Genomic DNA, 13,938 nt, shown 5'->3' on the forward strand with positions numbered 1-13,938 from the left:
GAGAGGCGTGATGGGGGCCAATGTCTGGCGGAGGGGGCGGCTCAGAGCCTGTGATTCAGGGGGCCTGTGAGGTAGGAAGCGGCTTGCACACCGGCTAACGGCCATAAAAAAACCGGCGCCTTGGCGCCGGTTTTTGTTCACCGAGACTCTATTACAGAGAAGCGGTGAAGGTACGGGTGATGACGTCTTGCTGTTGCTCCTTGGTCAAGGAGTTGAAGCGAACGGCATAACCGGATACGCGGATGGTCAACTGCGGATATTTCTCCGGGTTTTCCATGGCGTCCAGCAGCATTTCACGGTTCATCACGTTGACGTTCAGGTGCTGACCACCTTCCAGGTTGGCTTCGTGGTGGAAGTAACCATCCATCAGGCCGGCCAGGTTGGCTTTCTGGGCTTCCATGTCTTTACCCAGCGCGTTCGGCACGATGGAGAAGGTATAGGAGATACCATCTTTGGCGTAAGCGAACGGCAGCTTGGCAACGGAAGTCAGGGAAGCAACGGCACCCTTCTGGTCACGACCGTGCATCGGGTTGGCACCCGGGCCGAACGGCGCACCGGCACGACGGCCATCCGGGGTGTTACCGGTCTTCTTGCCGTACACCACGTTGGAGGTGATGGTCAGCACGGACTGGGTAGCCACGGCACCACGGTAGGTGTTCAGCTTCTGAATCTTCTTCATGAAGCGCTCGACCAGGTCGCAGGCGATGTCATCGACGCGAGCGTCGTTGTTGCCGAACTGCGGGTACTCGCCTTCGATTTCGAAGTCGATGGAGACGCCATCGGCATCACGTACCGGCTTGACCTTGGCGTACTTGATGGCAGACAGGGAGTCAGCGGCTACGGACAGACCGGCGATACCACAGGCCATGGTGCGATAGACGTCACGGTCGTGCAGCGCCATCAGGGAGGCTTCGTAGCTGTACTTGTCGTGCATGTAGTGGATGATGTTCAGGGCGGCGACATACTGCTTGGCCAGCCAGTCCATGAAGTGATCCAGTCTGTCCATCACGTCGTTGTAATCGAGGTACTCGGAGGTGACCATTTCGGTCTTCGGACCGACCTGGATCTTGAGCTTCTCGTCCATACCGCCGTTGATTGCATACAGCATGGTCTTGGCCAGGTTGGCACGGGCACCGAAGAACTGCATCTGTTTGCCGACGATCATCGGGGACACACAGCAAGCGATGGCGTAGTCATCGTTGTTGAAGTCCGGACGCATCAGGTCGTCGTTCTCGTACTGAACGGAAGAGGTCTCGATGGATACCTTGGCGCAGTACTTCTTGAAACCGACCGGCAGCTTCTCGGACCACAGGATGGTCAGGTTCGGCTCAGGGGACGGGCCCATGGTGTACAGGGTGTTCAGCATACGGAAGCTGTTCTTGGTGACCAGGGTACGGCCGTCAACGCCCATACCGGCCAGGGTCTCGGTAGCCCACATCGGGTCGCCGGAGAACAGTGAATCGTATTCCGGGGTACGCAGGAAGCGAACCATACGCAGCTTCATGACCATGTGGTCCATCAGCTCCTGGGCTTCTTGCTCGGTGATCAGGCCTTTTTGCAGGTCACGCTCGATGTAGATATCCAGGAAGCTGGAGGTACGACCGAAGGACATGGCGGCGCCGTTCTGGGACTTGACCGCCGCTAGGTAGGCGAAGTAGGTCCACTGTACGGCTTCTTTGGCGGTCTTGGCCGGTACGGAGATGTCGCAGCCATATTTGGCAGCCATCACTTTCATCTGGGCCAGGGCACGGTGCTGCTCGGAGATCTCTTCGCGCAGACGGATGGTGGCTTCCAGGTTGACACCGTTTTCCAGGTCAGCCTGCAGGGACTTGAACTGAGCCAGTTTGTCGGCCATCAGGAAGTCGATACCGTACAGGGCAACACGACGGTAGTCACCGATGATACGGCCACGGCCGTAGGCATCCGGCAGACCGGTGATGACGCCGGACTTGCGGCAGTTCAGGATGTCTTTGGTGTAGACGTCGAACACGCCCTGGTTGTGAGTCTTGCGGTACTCGGTGAAGATCTTCTCGACCATGGGGTCAAGCTGACGACCGTACACTTCGCAAGAGGTCTTGACCATCTTGATACCGCCGTTGGCGATGATGGCGCGCTTGAGCGGCTTGTCGGTCTGCAGACCAACGATTTGCTCCAGGCTCTGGTCGATATAGCCGGCATCGTGAGCGGTAATGGTGGAGGGCAGGTCGGTATCAAAATCGACCGGCGCGTGAGTGCGGTTCTCGATCTTGATGCCTTCCATGACCTTGTCCCACAGCTTGGTGGTGGCTTCGGTCGCGCCAGCCAGGAAGGACTCGTCACCTTCATACGGGGTGTAGTTCTTCTGGATGAAGTCACGGGTGTTGACAGAGGTCTGCCATTCACCGGCTGCGAAGCCTTCCCATGCTTTTTGGAACTGTTCGTTAAGTTCTGCCATTTTCATTACCTCTCAAGGTATTTATGTGTCTGCCGCCATCCTTAATGATGGCGACGGAAGATAAACCAGTAAGTCAGCCCAACCATGACGCCACCACCAATGATATTACCGATGGTGACAGGGATGAGGTTGTGCAGGACGAAGTTGGACACGGTCAGGTCGGCAAAGGTCGCCGGATCCTGGCCGATGGCCTGCCAGAATTCCGGGCTCGCGACGCTGTGGATGGCGATACCGACCGGGATCATAAACATGTTTGCAATACTGTGCTCAAAACCGGAGGCCACGAACATGGCGACGGGAAGCAGCATCACCATCACCTTGTCGGTGGCGCTGCGGGCGCCGAAGGCCATCCACACGGCGAGACACACCATGAGGTTGCAGAGGATGCCAAGGGCCACGGCCTCGAAGAAGGTGTGATGGATCTTGTGCTGGGCCACTTTCATGGCGTTCAGCCCCCACTGACCATCCGCTGCCGTGTATTCCGCCGACATGATGATGAGGCCGACGATGATGAGACCGCCGATGAGGTTGCCGAAGTAGACCAGTCCCCAGTTCTTGAGCAACTGGGCCCAGCTGATGCGATTCGCCGCCTTGGCTACCAGGGTGAGGGTAGTGGAGGTGAACAGTTCGGCGCCGAGCAGGACGCAGAGGATGAGACCGAGGGAGAAGCAGATGCCGCCCACCAGCTTGGACATGCCCCAGGCCATGCCGCTTGAGCCCGTGGTGACGGTGATATAGAAGACGAAGGCGATGGCGATGAAGGCGCCAGCGGTGATGGCCAGGGGAATGACCTTGTATGCGGGCTTGGTGGCCTTGGCATAGGTAATGTCTTCGGCCAGGGCGGCGATGGCTTCGGGCTTCAGACAATCAAAGGGAGATTCTGCTTTCAATTCTCAGTACCTGCATATTTTGCCTGTGGAAATCATAACAAAGGGGCTGATCCCCAAAATTGACTCCGATCAAGAATTACAGATTGTGAATGTAATTTTACTACAGGATTTTTCGCCATCCGGAAGCGTTTCTTTACACCAGGTTTCAGGTGAAACAGAAATGAGTCTGTTATTAATTTTATGATTTTTAAGAACTTATAAAGGACACCCTTAAAAAAGTACCGGCCAGGCACCTTTGCGGCCGCACTGCACCATGAGTGCCAAATTAACAACCCCCTAAGAGGTATTTTTTGTCTTTTATTTCATCTTTGTGGCACGGCCAGCCAAAGCGTAGACCATAAAACAGAAGGGGCCATAAGGCCCCTTCGTCACGCTAGCATATCAGTTCCAGGTATGGATTCGTTTGGCTTTTTGCAATTTCTCGTAAGCGGCCAGCAGTTTCTGGTGCAGCGGGAACTGGGAGAGGGAGAGATCGGCGGCTTCCAGACCGTGGAAGCGCGCCTCGCCGCGGGCGTTGGCCCACGCCTGTGCCAGGGTCTCTTCCCCGAACATGCGGGCGAACACCGGGCGGTACTGCTCGGGGTCGCGATCCTCGTCGAGGAAAAGCTCGACGCAGGCGCGCAGGGCGCGGTAGTAAGCGGCGCGATCCGCCGGGAACACCGACTGGTTGAACTCCATGGTCCAGTCGATGAGGTCGAGGGCGCTCTCCAGGTCGCCAGCGGCCAGCGCCAGCATGGCTTTGAGCTCACCGACGCGCAGGGTGTGCAGGGCAGTGCCCTTGGCGGCGGCGATGCCGAGCAGCTCGCGCACCCGGGTCCGCTCGTCGTGCCCCTCTTCATCCAGCTGGTCGAACAGGGCCATGTACTGCTCTGCGTCCCACTCGAGCGCCGGCAGCGCCAGGATGGTCTCCCGCAGGTGGGCCCCCATGGTGTTGTTGGCCAGCAGCAGATCTTCCACCGGATAGATGTCGGACATGCCGGGCACCAGGATACGGCAGGCGTAGACACCCAGGTGCTCGTAGTCGGCGATGTAGACCGGCTGCTCCAGCTCGTGGAAGATGCCGATCAGGTGGTCGAACTCCTCTTGCGAGGTGCCACGGAAGTCCCAGTCGGCAAACTCGAAGTCGGACTCTTCCTTGAACAGATCCCAGCTGATGAGGCCGGAGGAGTCGATGAAGTGGGTCTCCAGGTTGTGGTGATCCGCCACCTGCTCGTTGTCAAACGACGGCGGCACGAAGACGTCCAGATCCTTGAGACTGCGCCCTTGCAGCAGTTCGGTGACGGTGCGCTCGAAGGCGACCTCGAAGCGCGGGTGGGCGCCGAAGGAGGCAAAGCAGGTGCCGTTGCTCGGGTTGAGCAGCACCACGCAGATGACCGGATAACGGCCGCCGAGGGAGGCATCGAAGCTGTAGATGGGGAAGCCTTCGGCCTCCAGTGCATCGATGGACGCCTTGATGCCGGGGTAACGGGCGATGACCTCGCCCGGGATCTGGGGCAGGCTGATGGCCTCGGCGATGATCTTGTTCTTCACGTGGCGCTCGAACACCTCCGACAACCCCTGGGTGCGGGCCTCGGTGCGGGTGTTGCCGGCGCTCATGCCGTTGGAAACATACAGGTTGCCGACGATGTTCATCGGGATATAGACGGTCTGGTGGTCGGACTGGCGCTCGAAGGGCAGGGCGACGATGCCGCGCTCCTCGTTGCCGGATTGCAGGTCCACCAGCATGTCGGCGGTCACTTCACCGTCCGGGTTGTAGAACTTGCGGGTGAAGCTGTCGAGCAGACCGGCGGGCAGCTGATCCCCCTCGATGGGGAACCACTTCTCGTTCGGGTAGTGGACGAAGTCGCCATTGGCGACCTGCTCGCCCAGGTAGAAGTCGGCGAAGAAGTAGTTGGTGGAGAGACGCTCGAAATACTCGCCAAGGGCGGAGGCGAGGGCCGCCTTCTTGCTGGCACCCTTGCCGTTGGTGAAGCAGAGGGCGCACTCCTTGTCCCGGATGTGCACGGACCAGACGTTGGGCACGGGGTTGAGCCAGGAGGCCTCTTCGATATCAAACCCCAGGGCTTGCAGCTTGGTCTGGAAGCGTTCGATGGAGTCTTCCAGCGCTGCGTCCTTGCCGGGAATAAAAGTGTGGTCGGTCATCACAATGTCCTGATTTTATGGGCTCATGTTTGGACGCAGATAATAGCATGAGTGACGGGGAAAGCGGCCAGGGCAATGGTGTGGGCTTGCCCAGGCCTGCATTGGATGGGCGGGGTGTGGTAGTGGGACCGGGCGGTGCGCTGCGGGGCGGCGATTTTTCATGGGAAAGAGGGTTGGGTCATCAGTTTTACTTAACATAATTAAGATAAAGTAAATTTTATTATGACCCTGTGCCCTTCATCATGGCGCCAACCGTTGGCGGGGGAAGGAAAAGAGGGGAGCGCCCGTGCCCGTTCCCCCCCGTCTTGATGAACCTTGACCAGGAGTGCTGAATGTTCCCGATGATCCCCCGTATAGACCCCGAGATAGCCAGGTTGGCGCCGGGCTTTTGTGCCCTCAGCATCGTAGTGGAAGCCGCCCCCGTGATTGACACTCTGGTGGGGGAGCGGGCCCTGGCCCGGGCATGTGCGGCCCTTGGCACCGACGAGGCCCCCTGGGCCCTTGAACATCTGGCCGCCTGGGATCAGGTGTTCAAGGGGTTTGGCGCCAAGCCTGCCCGCACGCCCTGCTCGGCCCAGGCACTGCGCAAGCGGGTGCTGCGCGATGGCGTCTTGCCCGCCATCGATCCCGTGGTCGATCTCTACAACGCCATCAGCATCGAGTATGCCATTCCCGTGGGCGGGGAGGATCTGGCGGCCTATGTGGGAGCGCCGCGCCTGGTGATTGCCGATGGCAGCGAATGCTTTGACACCCTCAAAGAAGGGCTGCCAATCCAGGAGGCACCGGCTCCCGGAGAGGTGGTGTGGCGGGACGATCTCGGCGTCACCTGTCGCCGCTGGAACTGGCGCCAGGGGATCCGCACTCGCCTGAGCCTCTCTTCCCTCCGGATGTGGTTCATTCTGGAGTGTCTGCCGCCGATGCCGCGCACGGCCTTGTGGGAGGCCGGTGACAGGCTGATTGCCGGTCTCACGCAGATGATGCCTGGGGCCCGCATCGAGCAGACGCTGGTGGAGTGATTGAAGGCGCAAACGAACGGGATATAAAGGAGGCGCTCCATGCTCGACGGGCGGCCATGGGGCGGATCTTGCTCGCCATGCCACGTCTGTGCCGCCCGCCTTTCCCCACCGCCTGCGAACACATCAGCAAGCAGAGGAACACCGCAACACGCCGGGCTGACATCGCCCCCTGGAACTTGCCACGTCGGGGCCGGTGTACCCGGCCCTTTCAGCGCGCCTAACCGATGAACTTCAACCCCAGAATGCCGATGATGATGAGCAGCAGGCAGAGCACCCGGGCCAGGGTGGCCGGTTCGTTGAACAGCCAGATCCCCATCAGCACGGTGCCGACCGCGCCGATGCCGGTCCAGACCGCATAGGCGGTGCCAAGGGGCAGCTGTTTGACCGCGATGGCGAGCAGCAGCACGCTCACGGCCATGGCGATCAGGGTCAGCAGGGTGGGGAAGGGACGGCTGAAACCGTCGGTGTATTTGAGGCCGATGGCCCAGGCGACCTCGAACAGGCCGGCCAACAGCAATAGCAACCAGGACATGAGGCAGATTCCGCAGGAAGCAGGGTCGTCCCTGCGTATCAGGAGGCCTCGGGGCCGTCCCCGAGGGGCAGCGGGGCTGCCGGTCGGTCTCAATGATGCCCCAACTGGAGGCAGGATGCCAACCGGCTGCCCGCAGATCGGCCAGGCCGACGGATATTGCAGCGAATGGCACAGAATATTGCGCAATTCGACTTGCGCCCGCCGTCACAATCCGTAATGTGGACAGACGCATTTTTTGCAACTCATATATTGTGAATCCCTTGTAAACGGCTGGCGCCAAGGCAGGGGTCACGGGTACCACACACGATTTCTATAAGCAGCTATCCAGGGTAGGACATTATGAAAAAAGTAGGTTTGGTCGGTTGGCGTGGCATGGTGGGTTCGGTGTTGATGAGCCGGATGCAGGAAGAGAAGGATTTTGCCCGCATTCAACCCACCTTCTTCACCACCTCCCAGGCCGGTGAGGCCGCCCCCAATTTTGGCGTCGATGCCGGCACCCTGCAGGACGCCTTCGATCTCGAGGCGCTGGCCGCGCAGGACGTCATCATCACCGCCCAGGGCGGCGACTACACCAAGGATGTCTATCCGCGCCTGAAAGCCGCCGGCTGGCAGGGCTACTGGATTGATGCCGCCTCCTCCCTGCGCATGGAGAAGGACGCCGTTATCATCCTGGATCCGGTCAACGGCGACGTCATTGAAGATGCCCTGAACAACGGCATCAAGACTTTCGTTGGCGGCAACTGCACCGTCAGCCTGATGCTGCTGGCCCTGGGTGGCCTGTTCAAGGCCGATCTGGTGGAGTGGGTGAGCGTGGCCACCTATCAGGCGGCCTCCGGTGGTGGTGCCCGCCATATGCGCGAGCTGGTCACCCAGATGGGCATGCTGCGGGATGAAGTGGCGGTGGAGCTGGCGGATCCCGCCTCCGCCATCCTCGACATCGAGCGCAAGATCACCGAGAAGACCCGCTCCGGCACCCTGCCGGTGGACAATTTCGGTGTGCCGCTGGCCGGTGGCCTCATTCCCTGGATCGACACCAAGCTCGACAACGGCCAGAGCCGCGAAGAGTGGAAGGGTCAGGCTGAGACCAACAAGATCCTCGGCATCGACGGTGCAGCCATCCCGGTGGATGGTCTGTGCGTGAGGATCGGCGCCCTGCGCTGCCACAGCCAGGCCTTCACCATCAAGTTGAAAAAAGATGTGCCCCTCGCGGAGATCGAAGCTCTGCTGGCCGCCCACAACGACTGGGTTAAGGTGATCCCCAACGATCGCGACATCACCGCCCGCGAGCTGACCCCGGCTGCCGTCACCGGCACCCTCAGCATCCCGGTCGGTCGTCTGCGCAAGCTCAACATGGGCCCGGAATACCTGGCCGCCTTTACCGTGGGTGACCAGTTGCTGTGGGGCGCCGCCGAGCCGCTGCGTCGCATGCTCAACATCCTGCTGGCCCGCTGAGGTAGCTGCAGCAGGGAACAAGGAAGGCCTGGCCTTTCTTGTTCCCCTCTTCGTGCCTGTCCATAAAAAAGCGGCATCCCTTGGGATGCCGCTTTTTAATTTATCCAGTTTGACTCTTAGATGTTCTGTGCTTCGTTTGGCACGATGACAGAGGCATGATTTCCTTTCGGCCCCTGCTGCAGTTCAAAGTTGACTGCCTGACCTGCTTTCAAGGTCTTGTAACCTTCCATTTGAATCGTGGAGTAGTGAGCGAAGATGTCTTCACCACCGCCTTCCGGACAGATAAACCCAAATCCTTTTGCGTTGTTGAACCACTTGACTGTTCCGGTTGCCATACATCTACATCCTTTTATTGATTACCCTGAAGTCGTTGAGTAACCTGCGCCAGCCTTATATAACTAGGGCATGACCCCGTAGCAGACGGGCGCCGATTAGCAAGTAACCAATCTAGTCCAACTTTTAAGCGAGTCAAGAAGTTGTTAACAACCGATGTGATCTGGTTAACAAGTCTATTGACAATCTTGAGCGACACGGTAGTAATCTAGAGGTACCAAAGCGCAACTATGAGCAAGCAGAAAGAACTCTTTGCTAATGAAGAGATTGCAGAGGCAGAGAAAACGAAGCTGCAACCGCCACCCATGTACAAGGTCGTCCTGAACAACGACGACTACACACCGATGGAGTTCGTGGTGGAGGTGCTGCAAAGGTTCTTTGGTATGGATCTGGAGAAGGCCACTCAGGTGATGCTGAGCGTGCATTATAGTGGTAAGGGAGTCTGCGGCACATTTACCGCCGAGATTGCCGAGACCAAAGTGGTCCAGGTCAACACCTATTCACGTAACAACGAACATCCACTGCTATGTACCATGGAAAAGGCTTGAATCTGATGACTTGATGGCGATAACGACACCGCATTGTTGCTGTACTGAGGGGAGGTGCCTATGTTGAACAAAGATCTAGAAAAGACGCTGAACGAGGCTTTTAAACTGGCCCGTGACGAGCGCCACGAATTCATGACCGTCGAGCACCTGTTGTTGGCCCTGCTGGATAACAGCTCAGCCCATGAGGCGCTGAGTTCATGTGGTGCGGATGTGGAACAGATGCGCAAAGAGATCCGCGCCTTCATCAATCAAACGACCCCGCTCATCCCCCGTGACGACGAAGACAGGGAAACCCAGCCGACGCTGGGCTTCCAGCGCGTGCTGCAACGTGCCGTCTTCCATGTCCAGTCGTCCGGCAATACCGAGGTGAGCGGTGCCAATGTCCTGGTTGCCATCTTCAGCGAACAAGAGTCCCAGGCCGCCTACTTCCTGAAAAAAGCCGAAATAAGCCGCCTGGATGTGGTGAACTTCCTGTCCCACGGGGTGCGCAAGGACAACAAGCCCGAGAGTGGTGGCAACAATGCGGAATCTGATGACGAGGTATCCTCTGCCCAGATAGAAAGCTTTGCCACCAACCTCAACCAGCTGGTGCTGGAGGGGCGCATCGATCCGCTCATCGGCCGTGATCAGGAGCTCAATCGCACCATTCAGGTATTGTGCCGCCGCCGCAAGAACAACCCCTTGCTGGTCGGGGAAGCCGGCGTGGGCAAGACCGCCATCGCCGAAGGGCTTGCCTACCGTATCGTCAAGGGGGATGTGCCCGAGGTGATTGCGGGTAGCACCATCTACTCCCTGGACATGGGCTCCCTGCTGGCGGGCACCAAGTATCGTGGTGACTTCGAGAAGCGCCTCAAGGTGCTGCTCAAGCAGATCGAACGTCAGGAGGGGGCCATCCTCTTCATCGACGAGATCCACACCATCATTGGCGCTGGTGCGGCTTCCGGTGGGCAGCTGGATGCGGCCAACCTCATCAAGCCGCTGCTCTCCAATGGTTTGCTGCGCTGCGTGGGCTCCACCACCTACCAAGAATATGCCCAGATCTTCGAGAAGGACAGGGCCCTTGCTCGCCGCTTCCAGAAGATCGACATCGTCGAACCCACAGTAGACGACACCACTCGCATTCTGATGGGACTCAAGAGCCGTTATGAGTCTCACCATGGCGTGCGTTACACCGTCAAGGCGATCCGGGCGGCGGTGGAGCTTTCCGCCAAGTACATCAATGATCGCCATCTGCCTGACAAGGCCATCGACGTCATCGACGAAGCGGGGGCAGGGCAACGCCTCTTGCCCGTCAGCAAGCGCAAGAAGGTGATCAATGTGCCGGAAATCGAAGCCATTGTTGCCAAGATTGCCCGTATTCCCGAGAAATCTGTCTCCTCCTCCGACAAGGAAGTGCTGAAGAATCTGGAGCGTAATCTCAAGATGGTGGTGTTCGGGCAGGACAAGGCCATCGAGGTGCTGACCGATGCCATTCGGTTGTCACGTTCAGGGCTTGGCAACGAACGCCGACCTGTGGGCTGCTTCCTGTTTGCCGGCCCGACCGGGGTGGGCAAGACCGAAGTGACCCAGCAACTTGGCAAGGCGCTCGGGGTCGAGGTATTGCGATTTGACATGTCGGAATACATGGAACGCCATACTGTGTCCCGGTTGATAGGGGCTCCTCCCGGTTACGTGGGATTCGAGCAGGGAGGGCTGTTGACCGACTCCGTCCTCAAGCATCCGCACTCCGTCGTGCTGCTTGACGAGATCGAGAAGGCGCACCCGGATGTCTTCAACTTGCTGCTGCAGGTGATGGACAACGGTACCCTGACGGACAACAACGGGCGCAAGGCAGATTTTCGCAATGTGATCCTGGTGATGACCACCAACGCAGGGGTTCAGGAAACCCAGCGCAAGTCCATCGGCTTCCAGCAGCAGGACATGAGCCACGATGCCATGGCGGTGATCAACAAGACGTTCAGTCCGGAGTTCCGCAATCGGCTCGATCACACCATCTGGTTCAACCATCTCGACATGGGAGTGATCCATCAGGTGGTCGACAAGTTCATCGTCGAGCTGCAGGTTCAGCTGGATGCCAAGGGCGTTTCACTGGAGGTGTCTGAAGAAGCGCGCCACTGGTTGGCAGAGAAAGGGTATGACAGGGCAATGGGAGCAAGACCCATGGGCCGGGTCATTCAGGAGCACCTCAAGAAGCCCCTGGCCAACGAGATCCTGTTCGGTTCCCTGGTCGATGGCGGCATTGTGAAGGTCGAGCTGGTGAACAACAGCCTCAGCTTTGATTTTCAGGTCAACGTTGAAGCTGTCTCTCACTGACTGTGAGCAAGGCCGGAAATGACAAAAAACCCCAACCGAGAGGCTGGGGTTTTTTGCTGAATTCCTGGCTTAGCGAGAGCGGAAAACAATACGTCCCTTGGAGAGATCGTACGGAGTCAGAGCCACCGTTACTTTGTCCCCAGTCAGGATACGGATGTAGTTTTTGCGCATCTTGCCGGAAATATGAGCGATAACCACGTGACCATTTTCCAGTTCCACACGGAACATGGTATTGGGCAAGGTTTCGAGAATGGTACCCTGCATCTCAATACTGTCTTCTTTAGCCATTGAATCCTCTTGATAAGCCACAACAAAAAACCGCTGGATCATGCCGGATTTAAGGCTATGTGTAAAGTTTACTCGGGCTTGGTGTCGATTTTTTTCCATTCGCCCTGTACCAGCAGCTCATGGGGCAGGTATTGGCGCTTGTAATTCATCTTGCGGCACTCCTCCACCAGATACCCCAGATAGAGCCACTGACGACCGGTACGTCTGGCCAGTTCCAACTGGCTCAGGATGGCGAAGGTGCCGAGCGACCGGTCGGCATAGTCGGGGTCGAAGAAGGTGTACATGGCGCTCAGAGAGTGGGGAAGCAGGTCCGTGGTGGCCACGCCGATGAGGCGTCCCTCCTTGCGTATCTCCAGATAAAGGGGGGGCATCCAGTCGCAGTGCAGGAACCCCTTGTATTGGGTCCGGCTCGGAGGATACATGCTGCCATCCCGATGACGCTCACGGATATAGCGTTCATAGAGCTGGTAATACTCGGGCTTGTCGTCATAGCTCAGCACGAGTTCGAGATCCCGGTTCAACTGGCGGATGCGTTTCTGCCCACGGCTCGGGATGAAGCGTTCACTGTGTATGCGCAAGGATTGGCAGGCGCTGCAGGCGGGGCAGTGAGGACGATAGATGTCGTTGCCACTGCGCCGGAATCCTGCCGTCAGCAGCCGTTCGTACCCGGTGGCGTTGAGCAATTCATGGTCCATCAAGACCAGCAACTGCTCCTGCTCGTGACCGAGGTAGCTGCACGGGTGCCTGGGGGTCAGCCCGACCTTGAGGATCACTTCTTCACTCATAGGCTGATTCTCCTCGGTTGCCAGCATCCCTCTTGCAACGGTTGCCGGGTGAGGGTGGCCAGGGTGGTCAGAAAGCGCTGCCTTGGCCACTCCTGGACGCCCAGCGTGGCCAGAAAGTCGTTTTGCATCTGGCAGTCGATGAGGGCACCGCCATGCCCTGCAAAGTGGCGACAGAGGGCCACCATGGCCAGTTTGGCGCCATTGTCGATGCGGCTGAACATGGATTCACCACAAAAGAGTCGGCCCAGGGAGAGGCCATAGAGGCCTGCCTGCAACTGATCATCCTGCCAGATCTCGATGGAGTGGGCATGACCGAGGCGATGAAGGCGCCGATAGGCGTCGATCATGGGGGCACTTATCCAGGTGCCGCTGGCGGTGCGACGGGGGGCGGCGCAGGCTGCAATGACGTCATCAAAGGCGCGATTGATGTAAATCTCGAAGGGGGTGCGGCGCAAACACTTCTGCAGGCTGCGGCCGATGTGGAGTTCCTCGGGCACGATGACTCCCCTGGGGTCCGGTGACCACCACAGCAGTGGCTGATGGGGTTCATTCCACGGAAAGATCCCGCTGTGGTAAGCTGCCAGCAATCGAGCGGGAGAGAGATCTCCCCCAATCGCGAGCAGCCCGTTGGGCTCTTCCAGCGCATGGCTGGGGGAGGGAAACCAGCACAGCTCATCATCCAGTTCGGTAAGATAGCGAGACATAAGGCAGAGGTTCATAGATGAAGGCCATTATCCTGATAGTATCCAGCTTGCTTGGCTTTGTCACGGCGCCGGCCTGGAGTGCGGTGTATGAACGCAACACGGCGCGTCCGGTGGAGCAGGTGGTCTTCGGCCAGGTGGATGCGGTGCGCAACATCACCCAGCGCCAGATGGTGGAATCGGAGCATTCCGGCTGGAAAACTCTGGGAGGGGCCGTGCTTGGCGGGCTGCTCGGCAACCAGTTTGGCGGTGGGCACGGGCGGGAAATTGCCACTGCGGTCGGAGCGCTGGCGGGAGCGGCGGCGGTGCAGCAGTTTCAGTCAGGGGGCAGCGTGGTGGAGAACAAGTTGGTGGAGCTGCTGATCCGCAACGAGCAGAACGGGCTCATCAACGTGATCCAGGATTACGATCCGGCCATGGTCTTTGCGCAGGGCGACAAGGTGCGCATCCTCTATTTCAGCGATGGGGTGCGGGTCGACAAGACCTATTGAACGGTGAAGAAGG

General features: G+C 58.7%; 13 protein-coding genes. 5 read left to right on the forward strand and 8 right to left on the reverse strand.

Annotated features, from left to right (window positions below):
- Nucleotides 1-151: 151 nt before the first annotated feature.
- The 3 genes from pflB to ycaO form a co-directional block, all read right to left on the reverse strand.
- The gene (gene pflB / locus C3F36_RS20675; RefSeq protein ID WP_010674504.1) at nt 152-2,434 is read right to left on the reverse strand and encodes a formate C-acetyltransferase; all 2,283 of its coding nucleotides are present in this window, start codon (nt 2,432-2,434) and stop codon (nt 152-154) included.
- 41 nt (nt 2,435-2,475) lie between these two features.
- Complete coding sequence (focA, locus tag C3F36_RS20680; protein WP_010674505.1) at nt 2,476-3,324, reverse strand: formate transporter FocA; 849 nt, start codon at nt 3,322-3,324, stop codon at nt 2,476-2,478.
- 381 nt (nt 3,325-3,705) lie between these two features.
- Nucleotides 3,706-5,466: a 30S ribosomal protein S12 methylthiotransferase accessory factor YcaO gene (ycaO, locus tag C3F36_RS20685; RefSeq protein WP_104455832.1), complete on the reverse strand. Its 1,761-nt coding sequence runs from the start codon at nt 5,464-5,466 to the stop codon at nt 3,706-3,708.
- Nucleotides 5,467-5,798: 332 nt separating this feature from the next.
- Between ycaO and C3F36_RS20690 the strand changes: the two genes are divergently transcribed.
- Nucleotides 5,799-6,482: a B3/B4 domain-containing protein gene (locus tag C3F36_RS20690; RefSeq protein ID WP_104455833.1), complete on the forward strand. Its 684-nt coding sequence runs from the start codon at nt 5,799-5,801 to the stop codon at nt 6,480-6,482.
- A gap of 217 nt (nt 6,483-6,699) precedes the next feature.
- Here the strand turns inward: C3F36_RS20690 and sugE are convergent, their stop codons facing one another.
- Nucleotides 6,700-7,014 carry a quaternary ammonium compound efflux SMR transporter SugE gene (sugE, locus tag C3F36_RS20695; RefSeq protein WP_049637155.1) on the reverse strand — a complete coding sequence of 105 codons (315 nt, stop codon included), beginning with the start codon at nt 7,012-7,014 and terminating at the stop codon, nt 6,700-6,702.
- 339 nt (nt 7,015-7,353) lie between these two features.
- Here sugE and asd point away from each other — a divergent pair, with 339 nt between their 5' ends.
- Nucleotides 7,354-8,466: an aspartate-semialdehyde dehydrogenase gene (gene asd / locus C3F36_RS20700; protein WP_104455834.1), complete on the forward strand. Its 1,113-nt coding sequence runs from the start codon at nt 7,354-7,356 to the stop codon at nt 8,464-8,466.
- Between the two features lie 116 nt (nt 8,467-8,582).
- On the opposite strand, the gene cspD is transcribed toward asd, so the two are convergent.
- Nucleotides 8,583-8,801, reverse strand: coding sequence for a cold shock-like protein CspD (cspD, locus tag C3F36_RS20705; protein WP_010674510.1), 219 nt, complete (start codon nt 8,799-8,801; stop codon nt 8,583-8,585).
- A 228-nt stretch (nt 8,802-9,029) separates the two neighbouring features.
- On the opposite strand from cspD, the gene clpS reads away from it, so the two are divergent.
- Together clpS and clpA are read left to right on the forward strand one after the other, a co-directional pair.
- A complete protein-coding gene (gene clpS, locus C3F36_RS20710; protein WP_005325410.1) occupies nt 9,030-9,347 on the forward strand; it encodes an ATP-dependent Clp protease adapter ClpS in 318 nt (105 codons plus the stop codon).
- Nucleotides 9,348-9,407: 60 nt separating this feature from the next.
- Nucleotides 9,408-11,660 carry an ATP-dependent Clp protease ATP-binding subunit ClpA gene (gene clpA, locus C3F36_RS20715; RefSeq protein ID WP_010674511.1) on the forward strand — a complete coding sequence of 751 codons (2,253 nt, stop codon included), beginning with the start codon at nt 9,408-9,410 and terminating at the stop codon, nt 11,658-11,660.
- A gap of 69 nt (nt 11,661-11,729) precedes the next feature.
- Here clpA and infA read toward each other — a convergent pair whose 3' ends face one another.
- The 3 genes from infA to aat all read right to left on the reverse strand — a co-directional run bounded on the left by infA (nt 11,730) and on the right by aat (nt 13,437).
- Entirely contained in the window at nt 11,730-11,948 is a 219-nt protein-coding gene (gene infA, locus C3F36_RS20720; protein WP_005300033.1) for a translation initiation factor IF-1, read from the reverse strand.
- Nucleotides 11,949-12,016: 68 nt separating this feature from the next.
- Nucleotides 12,017-12,733: an arginyltransferase gene (locus C3F36_RS20725; protein ID WP_041215290.1), complete on the reverse strand. Its 717-nt coding sequence runs from the start codon at nt 12,731-12,733 to the stop codon at nt 12,017-12,019.
- On the reverse strand, nt 12,730-13,437 hold the full coding sequence (gene aat, locus C3F36_RS20730) for a leucyl/phenylalanyl-tRNA--protein transferase (RefSeq protein ID WP_039039162.1): 708 nt from the start codon (nt 13,435-13,437) through the stop codon (nt 12,730-12,732). The genes C3F36_RS20725 and aat overlap by 4 nt, the downstream gene beginning before the upstream one ends.
- A 17-nt stretch (nt 13,438-13,454) precedes the next feature.
- Here aat and C3F36_RS20735 point away from each other — a divergent pair, with 17 nt between their 5' ends.
- Complete coding sequence (locus tag C3F36_RS20735; RefSeq protein ID WP_041211363.1) at nt 13,455-13,925, forward strand: glycine zipper 2TM domain-containing protein; 471 nt, start codon at nt 13,455-13,457, stop codon at nt 13,923-13,925.
- Nucleotides 13,926-13,938 lie beyond the last annotated feature (13 nt).

Source organism: Aeromonas sp. ASNIH2, from assembly GCF_002934795.1.
Lineage (GTDB): Bacteria > Pseudomonadota > Gammaproteobacteria > Enterobacterales > Aeromonadaceae > Aeromonas > Aeromonas caviae.

Excerpts from the sequence above, each read along its gene's own strand:
- clpS (WP_005325410.1), top strand. The coding sequence starts at position 9,030 with ATGAGCAAGCAGAAAGAACTCTTTGCTAATGAAGAGATTGCAGAGGCA.
- ycaO (WP_104455832.1), bottom strand. The coding sequence starts at position 5,466 with ATGACCGACCACACTTTTATTCCCGGCAAGGACGCAGCGCTGGAAGAC.
- C3F36_RS20725 (WP_041215290.1), bottom strand. The coding sequence starts at position 12,733 with ATGAGTGAAGAAGTGATCCTCAAGGTCGGGCTGACCCCCAGGCACCCG.
- cspD (WP_010674510.1), bottom strand. The coding sequence starts at position 8,801 with ATGGCAACCGGAACAGTCAAGTGGTTCAACAACGCAAAAGGATTTGGG.
- C3F36_RS20690 (WP_104455833.1), top strand. The coding sequence starts at position 5,799 with ATGTTCCCGATGATCCCCCGTATAGACCCCGAGATAGCCAGGTTGGCG.
- asd (WP_104455834.1), top strand. The coding sequence starts at position 7,354 with ATGAAAAAAGTAGGTTTGGTCGGTTGGCGTGGCATGGTGGGTTCGGTG.
- C3F36_RS20735 (WP_041211363.1), top strand. The coding sequence starts at position 13,455 with ATGAAGGCCATTATCCTGATAGTATCCAGCTTGCTTGGCTTTGTCACG.
- sugE (WP_049637155.1), bottom strand. The coding sequence starts at position 7,014 with ATGTCCTGGTTGCTATTGCTGTTGGCCGGCCTGTTCGAGGTCGCCTGG.
- infA (WP_005300033.1), bottom strand. The coding sequence starts at position 11,948 with ATGGCTAAAGAAGACAGTATTGAGATGCAGGGTACCATTCTCGAAACC.
- clpA (WP_010674511.1), top strand. The coding sequence starts at position 9,408 with ATGTTGAACAAAGATCTAGAAAAGACGCTGAACGAGGCTTTTAAACTG.
- aat (WP_039039162.1), bottom strand. The coding sequence starts at position 13,437 with ATGTCTCGCTATCTTACCGAACTGGATGATGAGCTGTGCTGGTTTCCC.
- pflB (WP_010674504.1), bottom strand. The coding sequence starts at position 2,434 with ATGGCAGAACTTAACGAACAGTTCCAAAAAGCATGGGAAGGCTTCGCA.